General features: G+C 53.6%; 11 protein-coding genes. 2 read left to right on the top strand and 9 right to left on the bottom strand.

Annotation, left to right across the window (positions count from 1 at the left end):
• Positions 1-152 precede the first annotated feature (152 nt).
• Positions 153-542, top strand: a complete 390-nt coding sequence (locus EDM21_RS16085) for a hypothetical protein (RefSeq protein ID WP_157337041.1) — start codon at positions 153-155, stop codon at positions 540-542.
• A 93-nt stretch (positions 543-635) separates the two neighbouring features.
• On the opposite strand, the gene EDM21_RS16080 is transcribed toward EDM21_RS16085, so the two are convergent.
• Both EDM21_RS16080 and EDM21_RS16075 read right to left on the bottom strand, forming a co-directional pair.
• Positions 636-1,034, bottom strand: coding sequence for a response regulator (locus EDM21_RS16080; RefSeq protein ID WP_166542057.1), 399 nt, complete (start codon positions 1,032-1,034; stop codon positions 636-638).
• 177 nt (positions 1,035-1,211) lie between these two features.
• The gene (locus tag EDM21_RS16075; protein WP_157337037.1) at positions 1,212-3,854 is read right to left on the bottom strand and encodes a LuxR C-terminal-related transcriptional regulator; all 2,643 of its coding nucleotides are present in this window, start codon (positions 3,852-3,854) and stop codon (positions 1,212-1,214) included.
• 169 nt (positions 3,855-4,023) lie between these two features.
• Between EDM21_RS16075 and EDM21_RS16070 the strand changes: the two genes are divergently transcribed.
• Positions 4,024-10,197: an OmpL47-type beta-barrel domain-containing protein gene (locus tag EDM21_RS16070; RefSeq protein WP_157337035.1), complete on the top strand. Its 6,174-nt coding sequence runs from the start codon at positions 4,024-4,026 to the stop codon at positions 10,195-10,197.
• 513 nt (positions 10,198-10,710) lie between these two features.
• On the opposite strand, the gene EDM21_RS16065 is transcribed toward EDM21_RS16070, so the two are convergent.
• From EDM21_RS16065 to EDM21_RS16035, 7 genes are all read right to left on the bottom strand, one after another.
• A complete protein-coding gene (locus EDM21_RS16065) occupies positions 10,711-13,758 on the bottom strand; it encodes an FG-GAP-like repeat-containing protein (protein WP_157337033.1) in 3,048 nt (1,015 codons plus the stop codon).
• 453 nt (positions 13,759-14,211) lie between these two features.
• On the bottom strand, positions 14,212-15,849 hold the full coding sequence (locus EDM21_RS16060) for a response regulator (protein WP_157337031.1): 1,638 nt from the start codon (positions 15,847-15,849) through the stop codon (positions 14,212-14,214).
• Positions 15,842-17,656, bottom strand: coding sequence for a sensor histidine kinase (locus EDM21_RS16055; RefSeq protein ID WP_157337029.1), 1,815 nt, complete (start codon positions 17,654-17,656; stop codon positions 15,842-15,844). The genes EDM21_RS16060 and EDM21_RS16055 overlap by 8 nt, the downstream gene beginning before the upstream one ends.
• Positions 17,657-17,753: 97 nt before the next feature.
• Entirely contained in the window at positions 17,754-19,103 is a 1,350-nt protein-coding gene (locus EDM21_RS16050; RefSeq protein ID WP_235918228.1) for an ABC transporter substrate-binding protein, read from the bottom strand.
• 90 nt (positions 19,104-19,193) lie between these two features.
• Entirely contained in the window at positions 19,194-20,030 is an 837-nt protein-coding gene (locus tag EDM21_RS16045; protein WP_157337025.1) for a carbohydrate ABC transporter permease, read from the bottom strand.
• Positions 20,031-20,043: 13 nt separating this feature from the next.
• The gene (locus EDM21_RS16040; RefSeq protein WP_420850668.1) at positions 20,044-20,979 is read right to left on the bottom strand and encodes a carbohydrate ABC transporter permease; all 936 of its coding nucleotides are present in this window, start codon (positions 20,977-20,979) and stop codon (positions 20,044-20,046) included.
• Between the two features lie 150 nt (positions 20,980-21,129).
• Positions 21,130-22,146, bottom strand: a complete 1,017-nt coding sequence (locus tag EDM21_RS16035; protein WP_157337023.1) for an alpha/beta hydrolase family protein — start codon at positions 22,144-22,146, stop codon at positions 21,130-21,132.

Below are 22,146 nucleotides of genomic sequence, written 5' to 3'. Positions count from 1 at the left end.
CAATATGTTAAAGAAATGATTCACAAAAATTAACCGGCAAAGCAGAAACGAAGGTGTCACGTATCGTTCACATTTTGTTCATGCTGCGTTCATCTTTCTCGCTTACAGTTAGTAAGGTAACTCACGATAATCATTGTTAGGAGAGAATTGATATGATAAATCACAGTAAATGGCTTATGCGCATTGCGGCCATCTACTCCCTAATCGGAGCTTTGATCGGATCTGACATGGCGGGCCGAAGCGATGTATCCCTCACTCCTGTGCATGCCCATATCCTTGTGGTCGGCTGGCTGACCCTGTTTGCTTACGGCTTGTTCTATTATGTAGTGAAAGAGATCAGCATGACTAAGATAGCCAAGCTGCATATTTGGACGAGCCTCATCGGCGGCGGGCTTATGCCGTTCGGTATGCTTCTCTACTACAAAATCGGAAATACGGCGACGCTCCTGGCTTTCATTCTTCCCGCTGTTATCCTGCTCATCGCGATTGCCTTGTTTATCGTCCTGCTCTTCTTCGATAAAAAAATCTTTGCAAAAAAATAAGAAGCATACACATAAAGTAAAAAAGGAACTCTCCGTTGCTGAGGAGCGTTCCTTCTTTTTGGTATTTGTCACATGATCAGCACTCTGCCCTGCCTAACCGTGAGCCTCCCCCATAAGCCGTGTCTGCTTGTGTCCCGGATACAACTTTTCTATCGCTTCCTGCAACCGTTCCTTCTGTACAGGTTTTACGATAAAATCGCTGGCCCCGGTGCGAATCGCTTCCATAATCATCCGCTGCTGTCCCATTGCGGAACACATAATGATTCTGGCGTCAGAATCGGCTGATTTAATATGCCGGACCGCCTCTACCCCATCCATATCCGGCATGGTAATATCCATGGTCACAAGATCCGGCTTCAGGAGATGGTACAAGTCGACCGCCTCCTTCCCGTTCTTCGCCTCCCCTACGACCACGCAGTCCAGCTGTTCCAGAAACATGCGCATCATGGCTCTCATAAATGCCGTATCGTCTGCTATCAGTACCTTCATGATATGTCCCCCAGTCTATAGGACATACTGTATCAAACGAAACTGAACAAAATCTAAACATTCTGTGCCTTGAGCGTAAACTTGAGCGTAAAGAGGAAGAAGCTGCCTGCGGCAAGCTCCTTAATGGCCGTCTCTGTTAGAAGCTCAGATATGTATGAAAAAGACTTTCTTGCATACCGTTCATCCATACTTCCCATCAGCGGTCTTAAGCTCCAGCTCCCTCGCCGCTATCAAAGCCTGCGTGCGCGAAGTAACGCCAAGCTTGGCATAGATGCGGGACAGATAGACTTTGACTGTCCCGATCGATAACGTCAGCTCCTGCGCGATGTCCTTGTTGGAGGCGCCCCGCGCCAGCAGTTCCAGCAGCGACGATTCACTGCGGGTCAACGGCTCGATGAGCCGGTTCTGAGCGGGAGCAGCCGCGGTCTGCGGCGTAAAGTTATCCAGAAGCCTATCTACATACACAAGCGATACTTCGTCCCCGGCAGCCCCTGGACACAATCCCGCTTGCGAGTCATCCGCGGAAATCCGCTGATCCCTGTATTTGCGCAGCAGTTCCCCTATGGCTGCCCCTTCGTCCACAAAGCTCCGGATATATCCATTCGCTTCCCCCAACTGCAGCGCTTCATGAAGATAACCGAGCGCAGAAGCAGATTGCCCTCGCTCAGCTTCAAACAGGGCCTGAAGCAAGATGATCTCCATCAGAACGCTCAACTGCCCCTCCCTTGCCGCCTGAGGCTTGAGCAGGTCCAGCAAATGCAGCGCCTCCTGCTCTCTGCGCTGCGCGCCAAGCAAGCGGGCCAGGGTGCCATAGACATACTCCTGATGGAGAGCGGGCTTATCTTTGGGCGAGAAGCCCGGCAGCAAACCTGCCAGCTTCTTCGCTTGCAAGACCTTCCCCTCCATCAGGTACAATCTGATCTGATAAGCACGCAGATAATGCAGCCAATGGGACTCGGAGAGATGCTGCTTCACGACCGATTCGATGGCCTGCTCAATCGTCTCGTGAGCCAGCCGGTGCTGACCCCTGGCCTTATACAGCCGGGCCTGCATCAGCCGGTTCGGGACAGATAACCCCGGTATTTGACCCGTTGCAGATGAGCGGTCCACTTTTAGAAGCAGCGCATGACTTTCCTGTAAACGGTTCAGTTCATAATAGCCTTCCGCCAATGTCTGATTCATATAGAGAGTGATGAGGGTATCCTGCCACCCTTTTGATTCAAGCACTTGGATAAATCGACTGCCGATTACTTCCGTATCACTGGACAAAGCTCCTTTCAGTCCAAACTCAGTCCGGCGTACGAAGGGCTCTCTGCGATTGTAATTAAATCCATAGAACAATGGACTTTCGGGGAGAAACCGGTCCTTGATCCCGTCCGCAAACCGGTACCAGGCTTCATATTCCCCACTATAGAAAAGCAGGTTCGATTTCATAAACAGAAGACCGCTTAGGATAAGCCTTCTTCTCTCGGACGCCTCCATGTTCTCATGGTCCGCTTCGACGGTCTTCAACACAGCCTCGGAACGGTCCAGTTTACCTGCCGCTAATAAAATAAAACCGTGCAAGAGACGCATCTCCGGCGTCCGAACAATTCTGGCCGGCACACTATCAAACCAGCGGAGCAAGGAAACACTCTCTCCCCGCTGCCATACATCCGGAAGGTGCTGGACCAGGAGGCGATCGGCAAGACTATAATCTTCCGCCGCTATCGCATACTCGATCGCCTCATCCAATAAGCCTCGCCCGGCATAGCACTCGCTGATATGACGGTTCAGCCCCGGCACATCTCCGGGCTTTTTCCGTTTCATAAAACTGCGTGCGAACTGTGCAAACAAATGATGATAGCGAAACCAGGCCTGATCATTGTCCAGAGGAACCAGGAAAATGTTCCAGTTCCTCAGTTTGTCGAGGATCGACTCGCTATCGTCCCGGCCTGTCACCGCATCGCACAGATCTGCGTCCATTCTCTCCAGCAAAGAGGTTTGCAGGACAAATTCCAGGATATCTTCCGGCAGCCCCCCGAGAACTTCATGAAATAAATAATCCGCCACATTGCGGTGATTGCCGGTAAATTGCTCAATAAACAGATCTATATCCTTTTGCGAACGCAGCGAAATAGCCAGCAGCTGCAGGCCCGTCACCCAACCTTCCGTGCGGTGAAAGAGCTTTTGCACATGCTCCGTTTTTAAAGGAAGATCGGATGAACGATGGTAAAAGTCGAAGGTTTCCTCCAAAGTGAACGGAATTGTCCCGGCATTGATTTCGGTACATTCTCCGCGGGAAATCCACTTAACCGTAGAAAAAGGAATCTCAATCCGGCTGGAGAAGATCAAATGGACAGAATCCGGCAAATAGTCAATGAAATAGGCCATATTGGCATGGATGCTATCTTCTCTAATGACCTGGTAATCATCTATAACGAGAATAAGCCTTTCTTCCAGAGCCGCAAGCTCGTTAAGGACGGCATCGAGAAAGACCGGAAGGGACAATCCCGGCAAAGCCTGCGACAACTCACGGATACGGACTGAAGCGGCCGGTGAGGCGGCATCGGTTAGTGCATGACAGACATAACGCCAGAATCGCAGCGGATCATTATCCCTGCTGTCCAGTGAACACCAGGAACTGCGGCAGCCGCTGCTATGAATCCACTGGGCGAGCAGAGTCGTTTTGCCGGATCCTGCAGGTGCACACAGAGTGGTCAGACGCCCGGTTGTCCCCTTCTCCAGCACCTCAACCAGGCGTCTCCTCTGGACCCAATTTGGCTTAAGTGCGGGAATGCTAGTTTTGGTCCTTAGAATAATAGACTCCGATGAATGTATCATTCCGCCTCCATATATCGAACATTCTTTATTTTTTATAATCAAGTTAACCAAAGTTAATATTCAACGTATAAACCATCTGCTACTCTATCAGAATAACGGTCAATCTAGGAAATGTACATCCATTCTGTGACCTGACAAGAGAATTTCGTAGAGGAGTGATCGGCATTTCATGCATACAATATTACGCAGATTGCTAGGGACTCTTACCCTGGCAGTCGGACTGCTGAGCGGTTGGAGCGAAAGGGCCCAAGCAGCTGTAATTATAGAGCCGCTGCCTGCTTCCGCTAATCTGCCCGAGCCGATAGAAGGGATCTCGGCCGGTCCTATGCTTGGCGGCAGCAGCATTCTAGTGACGGGGGGGCAGCAGAGCGGCAGGGATAAGTATTCCAGCCACTCCTATGCATTCAATCCAGCCAATCTCTCCTGGTCTTCTTATGCCCCTGCTCTGGAGGTGGCCTATCACGAACAATCCATGTTGAAGGACGGACGGGTATTCGTAACCGGTGGAAACAATTTCGTTAACCGCGTGGGCTATGCCTATAATAATTTGGTCCGGATCTACAGTCCGTTCACGAATGCTTGGACCAATGCCGCTACTCTGCCCAAAAACATACTCGGTAATACTCAGAGTACGTTGCCGGACGGACGGGTACTCATCGTCGGAGGAGCGGATTCCATCTATTCTCCTAACGGCAGCACCCTCTATAAAGATGCTTATCTCTATGATCCGGCGGCAAACCGCTGGGATGCAGCCGCTCCTTATCCTGTCGGGATCTACGAGGGGGCGCAAAGCACCCTGAAGGACGGCCGGGTTCTAGTAACGGGAGGGCTGGGCGGTTATATCTACCTGTTTGACTCCTACATTTATGATCCTTCAGCTAACAGCTGGACTAAAGCTGCACGGTTACCGTACAGCGGTAACGATCTTTTTTTCAGACATGCTCAAGTCACTCTGCCCGACGGTAAAGTACTGGTCATGGGAGATCACAATTTCTATTTGTATGACCCGGCCACCGATACATGGACACAGGATAACCCAACGCCCAAAAATTTAACGGATGCCAAGCTAATCTTAAGCGGCAGTCATGTATATGTGATGGGAGGCTACGACCAGAATTATGAGCTGAATTCCACCGTGTATAAACTGTCCTTTGATTTTAATGCGCCTACCGCTCCCCTTATTACAGGAGTAACAGCGGATTGGACCGCCTCAGACGCGAATGTGACCCTCGTCCCGGGAACAGATGCAGAATCGGGTGTGAACCGGACCGAGTACAGTTTGTCCGGAGCTACAACGTTAGGTTGGACACCTTACAGCAGCGGCGACCTCATTACGATTACAAACTCAGGACGGACGACGATCCTCGCGAGAACAGTGGATAACGCCGGCAATATCAGTGCCGTAACAACGGCTGCCGCACAAATAGACCGGACCGGGCCGACCGCTCCCTCCATTCATCCTTCGGCTCCCGCATGGTCAGCGACCGATGTGACTGTAACGGTCACAGGCGGAAAGGATACGGGGGGGTCCGGGGTAAACCGGACCGAGTACAGTTTGGCGGGAGCCGTAACGCTGGACTGGACGGCTTACACAGGACCCGTAACTGTAAAAGCAGCCGGCATCACAAGGATCATTGCCAGAACCGTCGATAACGTGGGCAACATCAGTCCCTCCGGCAACGCAGTCATCTCCATCGACAGAACTTCTCCGTCCAGCCCTGCTGTTGTACCGGTAACAACCTCGTGGAGCAAGTCAAACGTCACGGTAAACGTTACGCCGGGAACAGACGCAGAATCCGGGGTGAACCGGACCGAATACAGCTTGGCGGGAGCAGCGACACTCGGATGGACAGCCTATACCGGACCGCTGACGATAAGTGCCGAAGGACAAACAACGGTAAGCGCCAGAACCATTGACCAGGCTAACAATGTTAGCGGGTCCGGGGCAGCGGTCGTTAAAGTGGATACAACGGCCCCTTCCTCACCTGTGGTGAATCCCGCTGTATCCGCATGGACTCCCGCTGCCACAGTCCAAGTAACGGTCACTGGAGCAGCGGACAGCGGATCTGGCGTCAACCGGACGGAGTATAGCCTGTCCGGGGCCACGACACAAGGATGGACAACGTACAGCGGACCCGTATCGGTTTCCAGAGAGGGCCTGACTACCGTCCATGCAAGAGTCATAGACCTTGCCGGCAATATCAGCGGAACATCAGCAGCTGAGGTGAAAATAGACCGGACCTTACCGGCAGCTCCTGCCATAAGCCCGTCTTCCTCTTCATGGCAGTCGGCAGATGCCCGGTTGACAATTACGCCCGGGTCAGACGCCGGGTCAGGGGTGAACCGGACCGAATACAGCTTGGCGGGGGCAGCCTCGCTGGACTGGACCGCTTACACGGGATCTATTCACATATCGGCGGAGGGTGTGACCACCGTATCTGCAAGAACAATAGACCATGCGGGCAACAAGAGCGCGGTCCAGGAAACAACGGTACGGTTAGATAAAACCATACCCGATCCGCCTGTGCTGACTCCGGGCACGACAGCCTGGACTTCAGCAGCCAGTGTCCCGGTTACTCTCAAGCCGGGCACAGACGGAGGTGGTTCGGGCATCAAGATAACGGAATACAGCCTGTCCGGGGCCACAACACAGGGGTGGACAACCTATACGGGACCACTGGCTGTTACCGCCCCAGGGCAGACCACTGTCCGTGCCAGAACGACCGACAATGCCGGGAATAGGAGCGCCCTCCCGGAGACTGTCATCTCGATAGACCGCTCAGCGCCCGCAGCACCAGGGATAACGCCGGCGGAGGCGACATGGACCTCCGCCGCCAGCGTACCTGTCACGATCACGGCAGGAACGGATACCGGCGGGGCCGGGGTTAACCGCACCGAATACAGCTTGGCGGGAGCCACAACACTCGGCTGGACAAGCTACACCGGCAGCCTCAAGATTACGGCTGAAGGCCAGACCGCCATCAGCGCAAGAACGATCGATCATGCAGGTAACATCGGCCCATCTGCCACTGCCTCCGTCTCGATAGACCGTACGGCACCGGCAGTTCCTGTCATCCTTACTCCGGTGCAAAATGCGCTGCTGGGCACCAATAAACCGTCCATTTCCGGTACGGCTGAAGCCAACGCCAGCGTTACGATCCGGATAGACGGCCTTGCACTGCCGCCAGTCAAAGCGGATGGTACAGGCAAGTATACCTTAACGCCATCTACCCTGCTTGCCGATGGCGTACATACGGTAACGGCTTCGGCTGCTGACGCGGCAGGCAATAGCAGCCCGGGCAGCACCGCGCTGGCTTTTACCGTGGATACGGCAGCCCCATCGGCTCCGGTCATTGCCCTTCCGGCCGACGGCGATGTTCTTAATAACGCCAGACCGACCGTTTCAGGCCAAACCGAAGCGGCCGCTTCCGTCACCTTGTATCTGGATGCGAAAGCTGTCGGGACGGTTACGGCAAACGGCAGCGGAATATGGACGTATACATTCACTTCTGCATTACCTGACGGTATACACAGCTTCCAGGCATTCGCAGCCGATACTGCGGGCAACATCAGTCCCGCTTCCGCTGCTGTCACATGGACGATCGATACAAAGGCTCCTGCCGCTCCTATCGCGCTGACGCCGCAGGACGGCACAGTAACCAATCAGGCACGGCCGCTATACTCGGGAACCAGTGAAGCGGGAGCCCGTATCCGCATCTTATTGGATAAAAGCGAAGCTGAGACAGTAACAGCGAATGGCAGCGGAGCTTGGACCTACACGCCTGCATCGCCGCTTGCAGACGGGAAGCATACTCTTCAAGCAGAAGCCAGAGATCGTGCAGGAAATAGCAGTCCTTTGTCCTCTGAAATAACCATTCAAATCGATACTCAAGCTCCTGCAGCACCTGTCATTACCGCACCGCCGGGCGGTATGCTTGTGAACAGCTCCAGACCGGAGATCACAGGCCAAGCAGAAGCTGATGCCATTGTCGGCCTTGAGATAGATGGCGGAGCCGTTATCACCGTAATTGCCGGCGCGAACGGGAAATGGTCCTATACACCATCCGCGCCGCTTCGGGAAGGACTGCATGTCGTCAAAGCTCAAGCAGCCGATGCGGCGGGCAATGTGAGCTTTTTCTCGCCGGAAGTTTCTTTCAACGTTGATTCGAAAGCTCCCGCAGCCCCCTTCGTCCTAGAACCGGCTGACGGTTCCGTAACGAACGTCTCGAGGCCAACCTTCACAGGGACCTCAGAGGCAAGCGTCACGGTGAGTGTATATCTGGATGGCGCATATGCCTCGTCAGTGATTGCCGACAACATCGGCAGATGGAACTATGTTCCTGCGGCCCTCTTATCCGTAGGCACGCATAAAGTGAATGTACAGGCGACCGATGCGGCAGGCAATACAAGCCTGCTATCGGCAGACAGCACGTTCACCATCGTTTCCTCCAATGCCGAGCTTCAGACTTTGCAGCTCAGCGGAATAACCTTGAACGAGACCGTTACGGGCTCGACTTACCACTACACCGCACAAGTTCCTTTTGCGGTTACGGCTACCTCTATCACAGCGGTACCGGCCGAGCCTCACGCATCTGTGCGCATTCTGCACAACGGCCTGCCGGCCGTTAATCCGGTTGACCTGCAAGTCGGTGCGCAAACGTTCACCGTTGAAGTGACCTCACAAGACGCAGCGACCGTTCAGCCGTATACGGTTACGGTTACGAGAGCCGCTTCCAGCGAGGCGGGTTTGAGCGAATTAAGCGTAAGCCCCGGTGTGCTGACTCCCCATTTTGACGGAGCGGTTACATCCTATACCGCTACTGTCACAAATGATGTGTACGCCTTAACGGTGAGTGCAAAAGCCATCAGCCTGGACGCTTCTGTCCGGATCAACGGCATTCCATTCGCAGGTCCGCAAGGAAGCCTTCCGGTCGATCTCGACGTGGGTTCCAATCACATTAACGTAACCGTGACCGCCCAAGACGGCGCAGCTGTACAATCCTACCAGATTGAAGTCAGCCGTGCGCCAAGCTCGAATGTTACGTTAAGCGGCCTGGAGCTTTCGGAGGGCATCCTTGAACCCGGCTTCGACAGCGGCATGGTCCACTACCGGGTCACGGTCGGGAACGAAACGGCCAGCACATCCGTGACCGCTTCGGTGTATGACCCGAATGCAGCCATAACCATCAATGGGCAGCCGGTTATAAGCGGGCAGCCTTCCAGCAGGATCCCGCTAAAGATTGGAGCCAACCCTATTACGGTATCCGTAACGGCCCAAGACGGCATCAGCACCCAGTCCTACGTCATCGATGTTACCCGCGAACCAGGCTCTAACGCAGGATTAACCGGACTTGAGCTTTCGGGCGGACAACTGAATCCTGCTTTCAGCAGCAGCACCAAGACTTACGAGATGACCGTCAGCTACGGAAAAGAAAGCACAACTGTCACCGCCTCGGTCTATGATCCCGATGCCCGTATCCTGGTGAACGGCATCGCTGCCGTAAACGGCCAGCCTTCCGAGCGGATAGCTCTGAGAGCCGGCTCTAACCGTATTACTGTTACGGTTACTGCGCCGGATCAGTTGACTCAGGAGATCTACACGGTTATAGTAAACCGTTTATCCGATTCCGGATCAGGCGGCAGTTCACCGGGAGAACCGGCCGGGCAACCCCCCGGACCGGAAATCCCGGTGACGCCTGAAATTCCCGTGACACCAGGCAAGCCGGATCTTCCCGATGGTCCTTCCGGTCCACCGGAGCCAAGCTGCAGCCCGGCTTCCTCTTCTACCGCTGCTTTCAGCGATATGTCCGGCCATTGGGCGGATCATGAAGTGAGGAAAGCTGCGGACTGCGGCATCGTCAATGGATTTGAAGACGGGACGTTCCAGCCTTCTGAGCCTGTCACGCGCGCCCAGTTCGTCGTCATGCTAGCCCGCGCCTATGGGGACGCTTATGCTCAGCAGACAGCGTCCGGCGTCCGCCACCGCTTCGCAGACCAGCCAAGTATCCCCGGCTGGGCCGCTCAGGATATAGCTATGGCTAGTCAAAGCGGCATTATCAGCGGTTATGAGGATGGTACCTTCCGCCCGGATGCGCCGGTAACCCGCGCCGAAATGATCACCATGGCAGCCAGAGCCGCGAAACTGATGCCGGTTTCTGCCGGGCAGCTTCAGACTTTGTATGCAGATGCGGACACTATTCCAGTCTGGGCCGGAGGATATATCGCCGCAGCTCAGCAGCGCGGGTTCATTCAGGGCCGGGATCACAACACCTTTGCGCCGCTGGCCCCGACGACTCGTGCGGAAGCCGTTGTCGTGCTGCTGCGGATTCTGGATGCGAAGTAGCAGCCCCGATCGGGGTGTCCAGGCAGAGAGCAGACAGCCGGCCAGTCCGGTAACTAGTAACTAACGGGGATAACGGCAGACAGCGGCATCTTCATCCAATAAAAAGCTGCCGGCTTGAACATTGAGTTGTGGGACGATCACTTGTCATTGATCTGATCACGAATCGCCTGATTTTTTAAACCGGCAACCTCCAATCAAGAGCTCTGTAGAGCAAGGCGGTTCGTTCGCCGGAAGACTTGCTTTCAATCTGAATCATTCATCCGATAAAATAAGCCAGCAGAGATCGTTGATCTCTGCTGGCTTTGTGTTTCATAGTCCGATCATGCCAGTCTCCAAGCCTCTGCTCCGGTTTGTGAAGCTGTATCCAGATAGGCGGAGCCCTTATGACTCGGGTTGTTATTGTAACCGAATTAGGAGCAGCATGGGATTGCAGCACCCGCACTAAATCTATGTACCCGGGGCCCGGAAAAGGGCCGGGGCAGGGGGGTCCGGAAGCGGAAGCGGAAGCGGAACCTACTGGTTCAGCAGCTTTTCCAAACGGACAAGCAGTACAACCGCTTCCGCCCGAGTCGCCGTCTCATCCGGTTCAAAACGATTGCCGCTGCGGCCGTTGATGATTCCATGCTCAACCGCCGCCTCTACAGACGACTTGGCCCAGCCGGGAATGTCCCCCTCATCGGCAAAAGCGGATGCTGTGCCTGCGGCAGCCGGCCAGCTCATGCTCTTGGCTAGCATGACGGCAAGCTCCGCGCGAGTGACAGACCGCTCCGCGCGGAACGTCCCATCGGCGTAGCCAGTCACGATGCCCTTGGCTGCTGCGGCGCTTACCGCTTGCTGCGCCCACACGGGGATCACATCCCCATCCGCGAACACTGGCTTAGGCGCTGCATCGGCATCATCCCTCAGCAGCCGCTCCAGCATAACAAGCCACTCGGCGCGGTTGATCGTCCCGTCCGGTTTAAACTTGCCGGACTCATATCCCTCGATGAGGCCCAGAGAATAAGCCCGGGCGATATCCGTTTCTGCCCAGTGTCCGGCAATATCGCCAAAAGGATTCTTCGTTCCCTCTCCCGGTTCTGTTCCGGGTCCGGGGTCAGGCTTGGTGCCCGGGTCCGGTTTCGTGCCGGGAACAGGTCCCGGACCAGCGGAAGGTTCACGGATGATCGTCAGCTTGTATTCACGGCTGGACCCATCCTCCGCTTGCACAACTACTCTGAACTCATTGCTTCCTTCTTTCAAAGAAGCCGTAAACTCCCGGCCTGCAGACGTTTGTCCGTTCATCATTACTTGGGCGTACGAATCTACCGCTTCGTAGCGGATCACAACACGATCTGCCCGGACTGACGCGGTATACTCGCTAACGCCCGGCTGGAATTGCGGCGTAAGGGAGACCGCTTGCTCCCCGGCCCGCAAACTCAGTTCATTCAGCCTGTTTTCCGAAGAAAGCGAAGACGAAGAACCGGTTGAGCCGGAAGAAGTTACAGGTGCGGTTATTACGCTCCCAGCCAGTTCCGTGCTGCTGTTACCCGCTGCGTCCAAGGCCTTCACGGCAAACGAGTACGCCGTATCGCTTGACAAACCGCTTGCCTTGTAGCTGTATGTATCGGCGCTAACCGTGGCCAGCAGCGTGCTGTTCCTATAGACCTCGTAGCTGCTGACACCTGCAAGATCAGCAGCTGCGGGCCAGGCCACGCTCACACTGCCTGTAGTGAGCTCGCTAAAGGCAAGCGCGCTGCCGGCAGGCCAGACGGGCTCTGCCACATCCGCGGCAGCTGCCTTAACCAGCGTCACAACCGCTGCGGAGCCTGCAATCCGGGCCGATTCGTTGCCCGCCGCATCCGACGCTGTGATCACGAACGCGTAGCTTCCCGGCGCCAGATCACCGATGTCTGCAGCTGCCGTCGAGCCGTCCGCAAGACTGGCGCCAAGCTCTAGCGGGCTGCCGAGTTCAGCTGCCGTCACCGTGCCGTCTCCATCGGTATCCTGCCACAGATAAGCCTTCACTGCCGCTCCCGCTTCACCAACTGAACCTGCTGCGCCATATAACTGATCCGGGGTGCCCGAATAGTTATCTACGACGCTGAATTTGGATATATCCACGACAGGCGGAGTCGTATCCGGCACTGCATCATCCTCACGGATGGTCACAACCGCCTCCGTTAATGTGCCAAGCACGGCACCGTTCCCAGGGCCGCTCAGCTTTACGCTGAAAGTCCGGTCTCCTTCGTAGACAGGGTTGTCCAGCACGGGAATGCCGTAAGTCTTGCTGGTTTCTCCATTCTTAAATACAAGGACATCGTCAACCGCGGTATAATCTTTTCCCGCAGCTGCCGTTCCATCAAAGGTTTGAATCCGGACCCGGACCTGGCCTTCACTGCTGTCCGTCCTTTTAACCGTAAGAGTCGCCGTTCCAGCATCTTCGTTCGCTTCAAAAGCCCCTACGCCGAACGACAGCGTCCCTTCACCCTTGCTCTTGAACACGTATAAGCCATCGCTGCCCGCCATTACAAGATCTGAACGGCCATCCCCGTTGAATTCCCCAGTCGTAAGATGGGGGATATTCTGGCCAAAATAATAGTTCAGAGCCGGCCGAAACGTCCCGTCTCCATTGCCTAAAAGAATGGACCGGTGACCGAGAATATCCACTACACCATCGCCGTCAAAATCCCCTAGCGCAAAATCGAGCGGGTAGGTTTCTGTCCCGTACAAAGCGGGCGGGTTAAACGCACCTCCGCCAGCTCCGAGGAGCACAGTGACTCCATGGTCTCCATTCGCGACAAATGCCAAGTCCAGCAGGCCGTCCCCATTGAAGTCAGCCGCTTCGATCCTTTCAGGTGACATGCCGGAAGCATAGACCGCTGCGGTGTAATTCGATCCGCTTCCATCGTTCGTCAGGATACTGACCGTGTCAGATCCCGAATTTGCGACGGCTAGATCTTTAGCTCCGTCCCCGTTCATGTCCGCCACGATCAGACTGCGGGGTAAATTCCCCACCGGAATATGTACCGCTGCCGCAAAATTCCCGCCCCCCGTTCCAAGCAGAATCGACACGGAATTCGAAGAATTATTGGCCACCGCCAGGTCCATGATGCCGTTGCCATCCAAATCCGCCGCCTCTACCCCAATCGGATAATCTCCAACGGGATAAGTACCGACGACCTGAAACGTCCCGTCCCCGGCTCCTTTCAAAATACTCACCGTGTCATCACTCGTGCTGGTAACAGCCAAATCCGCACGGCTATCCCCGTCCAAATCTGCGACTGCGGCTCCTCTCGGATTAATCCCGACCCCCGTGTCCGCCTGCGGCAGGAACGAGCCGTCTCCCTGACCCAGCAGAACCGCAACCTTGTTATCCAGATGCTTCAGTGCGATCACATCTGCCAGCCCGTCGGCATTCACATCAGCGGTCTCGACCTCATAAATGTATGAACCCGCATAATAATGGACCCCATCCTGAAACACTGGATTCGCCGCATATACAGACCGGGGCAAAGCCAGTAGCGAGATGCCCAGTGCAACGGGCAGCCATTTCTTTGTAAACTTGCTTTTCCACCCTTCCAACTCTCCCACACTCCCTGCCAAATACTAGATAATCCTTATTATAAAAGATTTCAATCCATAAAAAATCCCCCTTAACGGGGAAAAGGCACAAAATTTATATTTAACGGTGACCGGTCAGCACGGCTAGTTCTCCAATTGCCTTAAACACAGTCCTCAAGGAATTGCCGAAGATGAATGTATCCTGTTTAGAACGTATATGTTTAATGGTGTTTACTGTAAGAATGATGTATAGAGTCAGATGTATAGAGTTAAGGGGGAGTTTTACATTGATTTCAGGAGTGGTTGCCTTGTAGTTCGCGGCTTCATTGTGCGATAGAGTAAAGAAAAACTCACGGACGGGACAAGAGAGTCCCCGATGCCGTTCAAGCTCACATTGTTGCCCCTTCTGATTCACACGCAAAAAAAATCCCCCTATACCAGGATAGGGGCCTAAAGCGGAACTTCCTTGCAATTTCACTTCGCTTTACCTGACGTGCTCCTCTGGACCTTACCCGCATATTCGCCTGGTGTGAGCCCGGAATAGTTCTTAAAGCATTTCAGAAAATAACTCTTATTGTCATAACCGAGCAGTTCCGCCAGCTCCGCCACCGTGACATCTGTCTGGTCAATAAGTTCCTTCGCTTTCTCCATCTTGGTGCGTGTAACGAATTCAACAAAGTTCTCGCCGGTTTCCCTTTTGAACAGCCGGCTGAAATAGCTCGGGTTCAAATGAAGGTACTCCGCGACCTCTTCTTGCGTAATCCTGCGGTTCACGGACCGGAGCACGTAAAGCTGCGCTTCCGCGATTTCCTTACGCTGGGGCTGTTTATAAATATGCTCCATCACCGAGAACGTACGATGCAGCAGGGAAATAATCATTTCCCGAAGCTGCTCGATCGTCTCTGCCTCCAGAATCGACTGATGAAGCACTTCAAGTGAATAGCCCGATTGAAAGTGCTGAAGCGACTTGAATTTGAGCTGCAAATCCAGCATCATCTTCAGGAACCACTCCTTCACGATCCGGGGATGGTAGCGTTCCTGAATGATGACACCGGTCCACTTGCCGGTCACCGCATCCACCCGGTCTGCCGCCTGCTCCAGCACGACCTGTTTCAGCTCCTCCAGAGCAGTAGAGTAATGCGTGAATAAATCTTCCGCCGTATAGGCTGCCCGGCTGTATCTTGTGATCAGGCCGCTTCCCGCATAGAATCTCGCTTCCTCCGCTCCTTCCAGAAGCCCGGATATCCGCTCCTTGAGCGACTGGATGTCCTGCCCGTGCTGCCCGATCAGGAACGTCACCCGCACGCGCAAATATTGGAGCAGCGACAGCTGGATCTTCCGGAGTGTCTCCTCCGCATCATTCAGTCCGCTAGTCGAGAGTTTAGCCGTCTTAATTGGAAAAAGCAGAAGGAGATGCTCGGGTGACGGGCGGAAGATAACCATACCCCCGGACTCGCAGATCAGTTCCTCCATCACATTTTCTACAGCGAAAATCAGGTTATCTTTGGATACAAAACGCCTATGCGTCTCGACAAACCGGTCAATGAAACAAAGAACCGGCAAATACCCGCTATGAGCAAGCTCAATGCCATACTCCCTCGCCTGCTCCGTCAGTTGCTCCGGGAACAAGAGAGGATGATACAGCAGGGTTTGCAGAAACTGGCTTCGGATAGCGAGCCGGCTTTCCTTGGTAATCTGCTGCAGCCGCTGCACCTTCCGGCTCGCGGTCTGTGTTTCTTCAAGCTGATCTGCGAATTTGCGGAGCAGTTGAACGATGTCCTCGATTTCCATCTTTTCTTTCAGGATATAATCATTCACATGAAGCTTTACCGCTTGCTGCGCGTAGTTAAAGTCATCATGGCACGACAGAATGACGACCTTTAGCAGCGGGCAGTCCTCCTTCATTTTTGCGATAAGCTCCAGCCCGTTCATGTGCGGCATCCCGATATCCGTAATCAGAATGTCCGGAGCGGATACCTTGGCTGCGTCCAGCGCTTTGACACCGCTCTCGAATACGCCTTGCACCCTCATATGCAGCGATTCCCACGGAACCGATTGACTCAGAAATTCCAGCACCGGATAATCATCATCCACCAGCATGACGTTAAGCATAATTCTCACCGCTTTTTAAAGGGATTTGCAAGGTAATGGTCGTTCCTCTGCCGGGTTGGCTGTCTATCTTGTAACGGAACCGGTCCCCGTAAATCAGCCTCAACCGTTCGATCACATTATTCAAACCGATACCGGACAGCCCTCTTTTCACGGAGAGCTCATCCCCCGTCTCCGCAACTTGTGTCAACTTCTTCTCCAGACGCTCCAGTTCTTCCGGGCCCATACCCCGCCCTGTATCGCTAACCTGCATCATCAGTTTATCCTCCTGCCTCCAAGCCGAAATCATTACGGTGCCCGGATAATCGCGGAAGCCATGAATAAGCGAATTCTCCAGAATCGGCTGTAAAATGAACCGCGGAAGCTCAGCCAGCGCTGTCTCCGGTTCGATATCCGTCTCCAGGACAATCGGTTCGCCAAGCCGGAAGTTCATCAGCTGAAAATAATGGGCGACGGTCTCCACTTCTTCATGCAGCGGAATACATTCATTGTTGCGGTTGATAGTCATTCTAAGCAGAGACGACAGCGAGCTGATCAAGGCCGCATTCTCCTCATCGCCTTTAAGCTTAATGCGCATCCGGATCGAGTTGAGCACATTGAACAGAAAATGCGGATTGATCTGCGCCTGCAGCATTTCAAGCTCCGCTTTGCGCTTGCGGCTTTGTTCGAGCGTCACCTGCCGGAGCATCTCCTCGATGCGGTCCAGCATCCGGTCGAAGGAATGACCAAGCCGGCTTATTTCATCCCGGCCTGTAATGCCGGTGCGGACCTCAAGATTACCGGCCTCCACCTGGGAAACGACGCGTCCAAACCGGTACAGAGGTTTCGTGAACTGCCTCACCAGCGTAACCAGAATAAGGAGGAATACGATGAAGAACAGCGCCTGCAGGAGAAAATTAGTCCCCTGTACGGTGTTAATCTGAGCCACGGCCGCTCTGTACGGCACCAGGCTTACCAGCATCCAATCCGAATAAGGGAGCTTGCGCTGAAGCAGCAGATGCTCCTCTTCCTTAACCTTGATCAGATTGGATCCGTCTTTGTCCCCAAGCTGACTGAAGTACGCAAAAGGCTGCCCTATCCTTGCTTTGTCCGAATGGGAGAGGATCGTCCCTTTAGAGTCCAGCAGCATATGTTCCTGATCCATTTTATTCTGAGTAAAAATTTCATTAATTTTTTCCTCATTCATACTGACGATCAGATAACCGTAGGGTTCGGAGGAAAAACTTTTGATAGTGTTGGCGATCGTGATAAGATACCGTCCCTTCTCCTTGTCGGAGGCGAGATAAGAAGGATGAGTGCCGATCCAATAGGTAACAAAAGAAGGCATCTGAGTCAGCTTCTCAAAACAGGTCTCCCGAAAAAAACGGTTCGGGTCATAATCGAGGTGTGAATAGTTGGTGTAGCTCGTTCCATTGTTCAGCAGAATCGTGATGTGGGTTTTTTCACCGGGAAACGAGATGTTCTCCAGCTTATTCGTTATTTTACGGTTATTCAGAAAATGCTCAACAAAACGGTCTTCTCCGCTGACCGGCTGCCCGCCTTGCTGCTGCATAATAATGGATTGAATTTCACTGTCGAATTGAATGTAATTGGAGACATAAATCATTTTATTCACGGTATTCACAATATAGCGTTCCATGACATCCAAGGTGCCCAGGGCATTATCAATGACATGACGCTGTACGACTGCTTCCGTATTCCGGTTGGAGAAAGTCAAAATAACCGCAGCCGGCAGCAGCAGACAAATAATGGAAGAGACAATCAGCTTTTGCCGTATGCTTAATTGACGCAGAAACTGGAATAATGTCATACGCTACACCTGCAGCTCATCATTAGTTAGTAAAGAGGAGCCTGTCGGCTCCTCTCTACTGTTCACTCTACCACCTTTATGCGCCAAGCGCATCCGGCTATTTTTTGTTAGCCGCCACAATCTCTTTCACTTTCTTGGATGTATTCGCAAGCGCTTTCTCAATATTCTGTTTGCCGAGCAGCATCAGTTCAAATTCGGACGAGTAAGCTTTATTGACTTCCTCTGTATAAGCGACCGGGATTTGTCTTGTAATCGACTTGGAATTCTCCAGTGTATACAAGAGGGATTCTTTGTCCACCATCTCCGGGTTCTTGGAAGCGTTGATCATTAAATCAATGGCAGATGCCGTATCTTCCTTCTTCCACGAAGACAAATATTTCTTCATCATCGGAATACCTTCGGTTGTGAAGAAACGCAGGAATTTATACGATTCCTCCTTATGCTTGGAAGTGGAAACAACGCCCACAAAGTTCGCATTCATAAAGGAATACCCATTCGGATCTTCCTTCTTATTCTTAGGCATTGGAGCAAAAACGGTCTTGAAGTTCGCCGTAAACTCCTTACCTCCGCCCACTTCGCCGATCATCCAGGAACCGGTAGGCATCATGCTCGCCTGCTGGTTAAAGTAGAGCGGACGATACGTAAGCTTCTGCGAGATGATATCCACGTACGGTGTGGCCGATTTGTCTACGTGCTCCGCTTGAGCCCGTATCTCCATCGACTTCTTAATGCCGGGATGGTCAATATTGACGGTATGATCGGCAAGTACAAGGTCATTCTTCTCCGGCTGATTCCATAGGCCAAGCAGGAAATAATCGATCCAATTGTGAAAATAAGTGCCGTAGCGCTTCGTCGCTCCCTCACCCTTGGTCATTTTCTTGGCATAATCCAGATATTCATCCCACGTCCAGTCTTTAGGAACAGGCAAATTGGCCTCATCAAGATGGTTCTTGTTCATAATGACAAAATATTGCCGGAACGTACCCGGAAGCCCGTAATAGTTGCCGTCAATCGAAGTATCGACTTTGTACTCGTCGTCGAATTTGATCCCTTCCTTCTTCATCAGATCATTCAAAGGTTCAAGAAGGCCGTTGGCGGAGCGCTGGGCATAGCTGCGGTCATCCGGGAGCAGAACCGCATCCAGCTGTTCGCCCGAAGCGGACAGCAGATCAATCTTCTTGACATTGTCCGCCGCATTCGCTTCATTCAGCGGAATAAACTCGACGAGAATTCCCGGGTTTTTCTCCTGAAACTTAGCAATGACCGGCTCAAGATCCTCCTTCTTAAAAGAGATGCCGTCTGCGTGGAACTTAATTTTGACTTGACCGCCCGGCGTGTTTCCTTGGGATGAAGATCCATCCTCCGGAGCAGGCGAGCAGCCGGCCGCTAAAGAAATCGCCAAAACCAGGCCGGTGAAGGAAAACCATCTTTTCATGGACATCGTCATCATCATTTCCCCTCTAAATTAGTTTTGTATGCGCTTTATATTTGCTGTACACCGGGTAACGGATGCACAGGGAAAACCATCGCCCGATCGTTAACCTTTGACCCCGCCAAGGGAAATCCCTTCGATCACCTGCTTCTGCCCGATCAGGAAAACAAGCAGGAGCGGAACAATCGCAATAACCGAGCCGGCCATAATCAGAGAATAGAACTCGCCATAGGCGTCCGCGAATTTACGGATACCGAGCTGCAGCGTGAACAAATGCTCCGACCGCAGGAATATGAGCGGATTCTGGTAATCGTTCCAAGTCCAGATAAACCGCAGTATACCATAGGTGGCGATGGCCGGACGGACCAGAGGAATGCCGATCGTAAAAAAAATACGGGTGTGTCCGGCGCCGTCCATTTTGGCCGCATCTATATATTCATTGTTAATGCCCAGGAAAAACTGGCGGAGCAGGAAAGTTCCGAGAACGCTGAAACTGTTAAGCAATATGAGGCCGGTGTGGGTATCGAAAAGCCTCAGTTCGCGGTAAATAATAAATTGAGGAACGAGAATAGCCTGGCTCGGGATCATATAGGTGGCCAGTACGATCAGGAAAGCGGCTTCTCTCCCTTTGAAATCAATCTTCGCGAATGCGTAAGCGGCCATACAAGAGAACAGGAGGGAGCAAAGTGTTGTGAGTACGGTCACTTTGATCGAATTCCAGTAGAAGAGGTAGAACGGGTACTGGCCCATCCACACCTCCGAATAGTTCTGCACGGCCTGCCACTGCTTCGGAATCCATTCGATCGGATACTTGAACACGTCTGCCTCCGGCTTCAGAGAAGTCGACACCATCCAGAGGAATGGAAGCAGGAACGCAAATCCGATCACAAGCAGAATCGCGGTCATGATGACTTTGCGGATATCGAGATTCCGGAATGTCATTTGGCTTCACCTCCTAGTAGTTCACCCATTTGCGCTGGCCATACCATTGAATGAGCGTAATGAGAAAAATAGTGACGAACAGCACCAGGGCCATTGTAGAAGCATAGCCCATTTTCAGATGAACGAATGCGGTCTCGTACAAATGAAACACAACGACGGAGGTGGAGTTAGCCGGGCCGCCTCCGGTCAGTACCTGGACCAGATCGAATACTTTGAACGTCCCGATCAGTCCGGTAATCAGAAGGAAGAAAGTCGTCGGCGACAGCATCGGCAGCGTAATGCTGCGGAACTGCTGCCACGGCTTGGCGCCGTCCATCTCCGCAGCCTCGTAAAGCTCAGCCGGTATGGACTGCAGCCCGGCAATATAAATAATCAGATTGTAGCCGATGGACACCCAGATCATGATCATCATGATCGACGGGAGCGCAAAATTGACGTCCGCAATCCATTTCGGAGGGTCCGAAATGCCGATCGACATGAGCATCTGGTTGACCGGACCGTAGGAAGGGTGGAACAGCACCTGCCACACCATGGCTACGGCCACGACGCTGGAGATATAGGGCATAAAATAAATGACCTTGAACATGTCTTTGAAGTACACATATTTATTAATGATAACTGCGAGCAGGAGTGACAGAGCCAGAGTGGTCGGCACGACAAGCATAAAGATCAGATTGTTCTTCATCGCTTGCCAGAAAATGCTGTCTGCAAACAATCGCTCGAAGTTACGCAAACCGATAAAATCAATGCGTTTGAAGCCGTGCAGGAAATTCCAATCCGTAAAGCTGAGGAAAAAGGAAGCAATAATCGGCAGCAGGGTCATGATGGTAACTCCTATGAGCATCGGAGTTATAAACACATAACCGCATACATTCTCGAGCAGCCGCTGCTTATTGAACCGTGGCCGCTTGACGCCGGGAGCCGAAGGAGAACGCGGATGAATCTGCAAGGAGACCACCTCTTTCGTCTTGAGTATTTGTGAGTTTGGCTATACTTCGGGAAAAGACCTGTACGGGAGGCATTCAGCAGCCCAGGCAGGATTAGGGTGAGAATCAGCTCTCGTTCGCACCTGTGACTCAGAAGCGGCAACCTCATCCGGCTAAGTTGAACTTCTTAACCAGTGATCCAGGAAATTGTAGGCCCATTCGCGCACGGGTTCAGGAAAATCATGACCCGAGGTGCCGATGACGGCCTGCAGCCTGCTCCCGCAGCCCAGGAATTCATACAGCCGGCGCAGTTCTGCAGCAGCTTCACCGATTTCCTGCCAGTGGGGCATATATGGATCCTGCTGGGCAATCCAGCAGAAGAACGGCGTGGGGGCAGCCAGTGCGGCGATTTCATGGAAATCGAAGGAGAGCCTCTCCTGCGCAAGGGCCTCCGTTACCTCTGGCAGGTGGGTAAACCAGCTCCGCACTCCCCATCGTTCCGGTTCCGGATCTCCATGGAAGGTGGAGAGACCGCAGCTGACGGCGACAGCTCTCACCCGTGCATCTACACCGGCCAGGAAATAAGCGTTGTAGCCCCCAAGCGAGTGCCCGATCGCGCCGATCCGCTCCGAATCCACTTGCGGCAGGCTGCAGAGCAGATCCAGTCCCTGCAGATGATCAGCCAGCATCTTGCCTACGGCTGACCACTCGGGATGACGGGTATAGAAAGCCCCGGTATGGAAGAAGCCGCTTCCTGCCTCCCGGCGCTCCCCGGCCGTTATGCTGTCCGGGGCCAGCACGACATATCCGCGCCCCACCAGCTCAAGCGCATACTTGCGGCCGTCCCTTCCCGAAGCCAGCGCGATGTCTCCTTTGCCCGCATCCGCAGTCGGGTGCAGGGCCAGCACGGCCGGCAGCGGCGCCTGCGCCCCGGAGCCGTCCGCAATGTGCGGCACCAGCAGGTACGCGGTGACCTGATCGCCGTGCACCGTATCATAGCGGATATGATGACGGGTATGGGCAGCTTCGGATGTAGAGGACAGCCAGTCGATACGGACCGGCACCCGCTCCGGCAGGCCGCCCATCAGCTCCAGCCACTGCTGCAGAATAGCTGCGCGTTTGGATGCCCATTGCACCGAGTCCGTAAGCTCTGCGGTTAACGAAGCAAGTTCCCTGCGGTAGACAGACAT

Source organism: Paenibacillus lutrae, from assembly GCF_009757775.1.
Classification (GTDB): Bacteria; Bacillota; Bacilli; order Paenibacillales; family NBRC-103111; genus Paenibacillus_F; species Paenibacillus_F lutrae.
Note: the sequence above shows the minus strand (reverse complement) of the source record. Positions and strands in the feature narration are given on the sequence as shown.

Coding starts and splice junctions, on each gene's coding strand:
- EDM21_RS16060 (WP_157337031.1), bottom strand. CDS start 15,849: ATGCTTAACGTCATGCTGGTGGATGATGATTATCCGGTGCTGGAATTT.
- EDM21_RS16050 (WP_235918228.1), bottom strand. CDS start 19,103: ATGACGATGTCCATGAAAAGATGGTTTTCCTTCACCGGCCTGGTTTTG.
- EDM21_RS16045 (WP_157337025.1), bottom strand. CDS start 20,030: ATGACATTCCGGAATCTCGATATCCGCAAAGTCATCATGACCGCGATT.
- EDM21_RS16075 (WP_157337037.1), bottom strand. CDS start 3,854: ATGATACATTCATCGGAGTCTATTATTCTAAGGACCAAAACTAGCATT.
- EDM21_RS16035 (WP_157337023.1), bottom strand. CDS start 22,146: ATGTCTGTCTACCGCAGGGAACTTGCTTCGTTAACCGCAGAGCTTACG.
- EDM21_RS16085 (WP_157337041.1), top strand. CDS start 153: ATGATAAATCACAGTAAATGGCTTATGCGCATTGCGGCCATCTACTCC.
- EDM21_RS16055 (WP_157337029.1), bottom strand. CDS start 17,656: ATGACATTATTCCAGTTTCTGCGTCAATTAAGCATACGGCAAAAGCTG.
- EDM21_RS16070 (WP_157337035.1), top strand. CDS start 4,024: ATGCATACAATATTACGCAGATTGCTAGGGACTCTTACCCTGGCAGTC.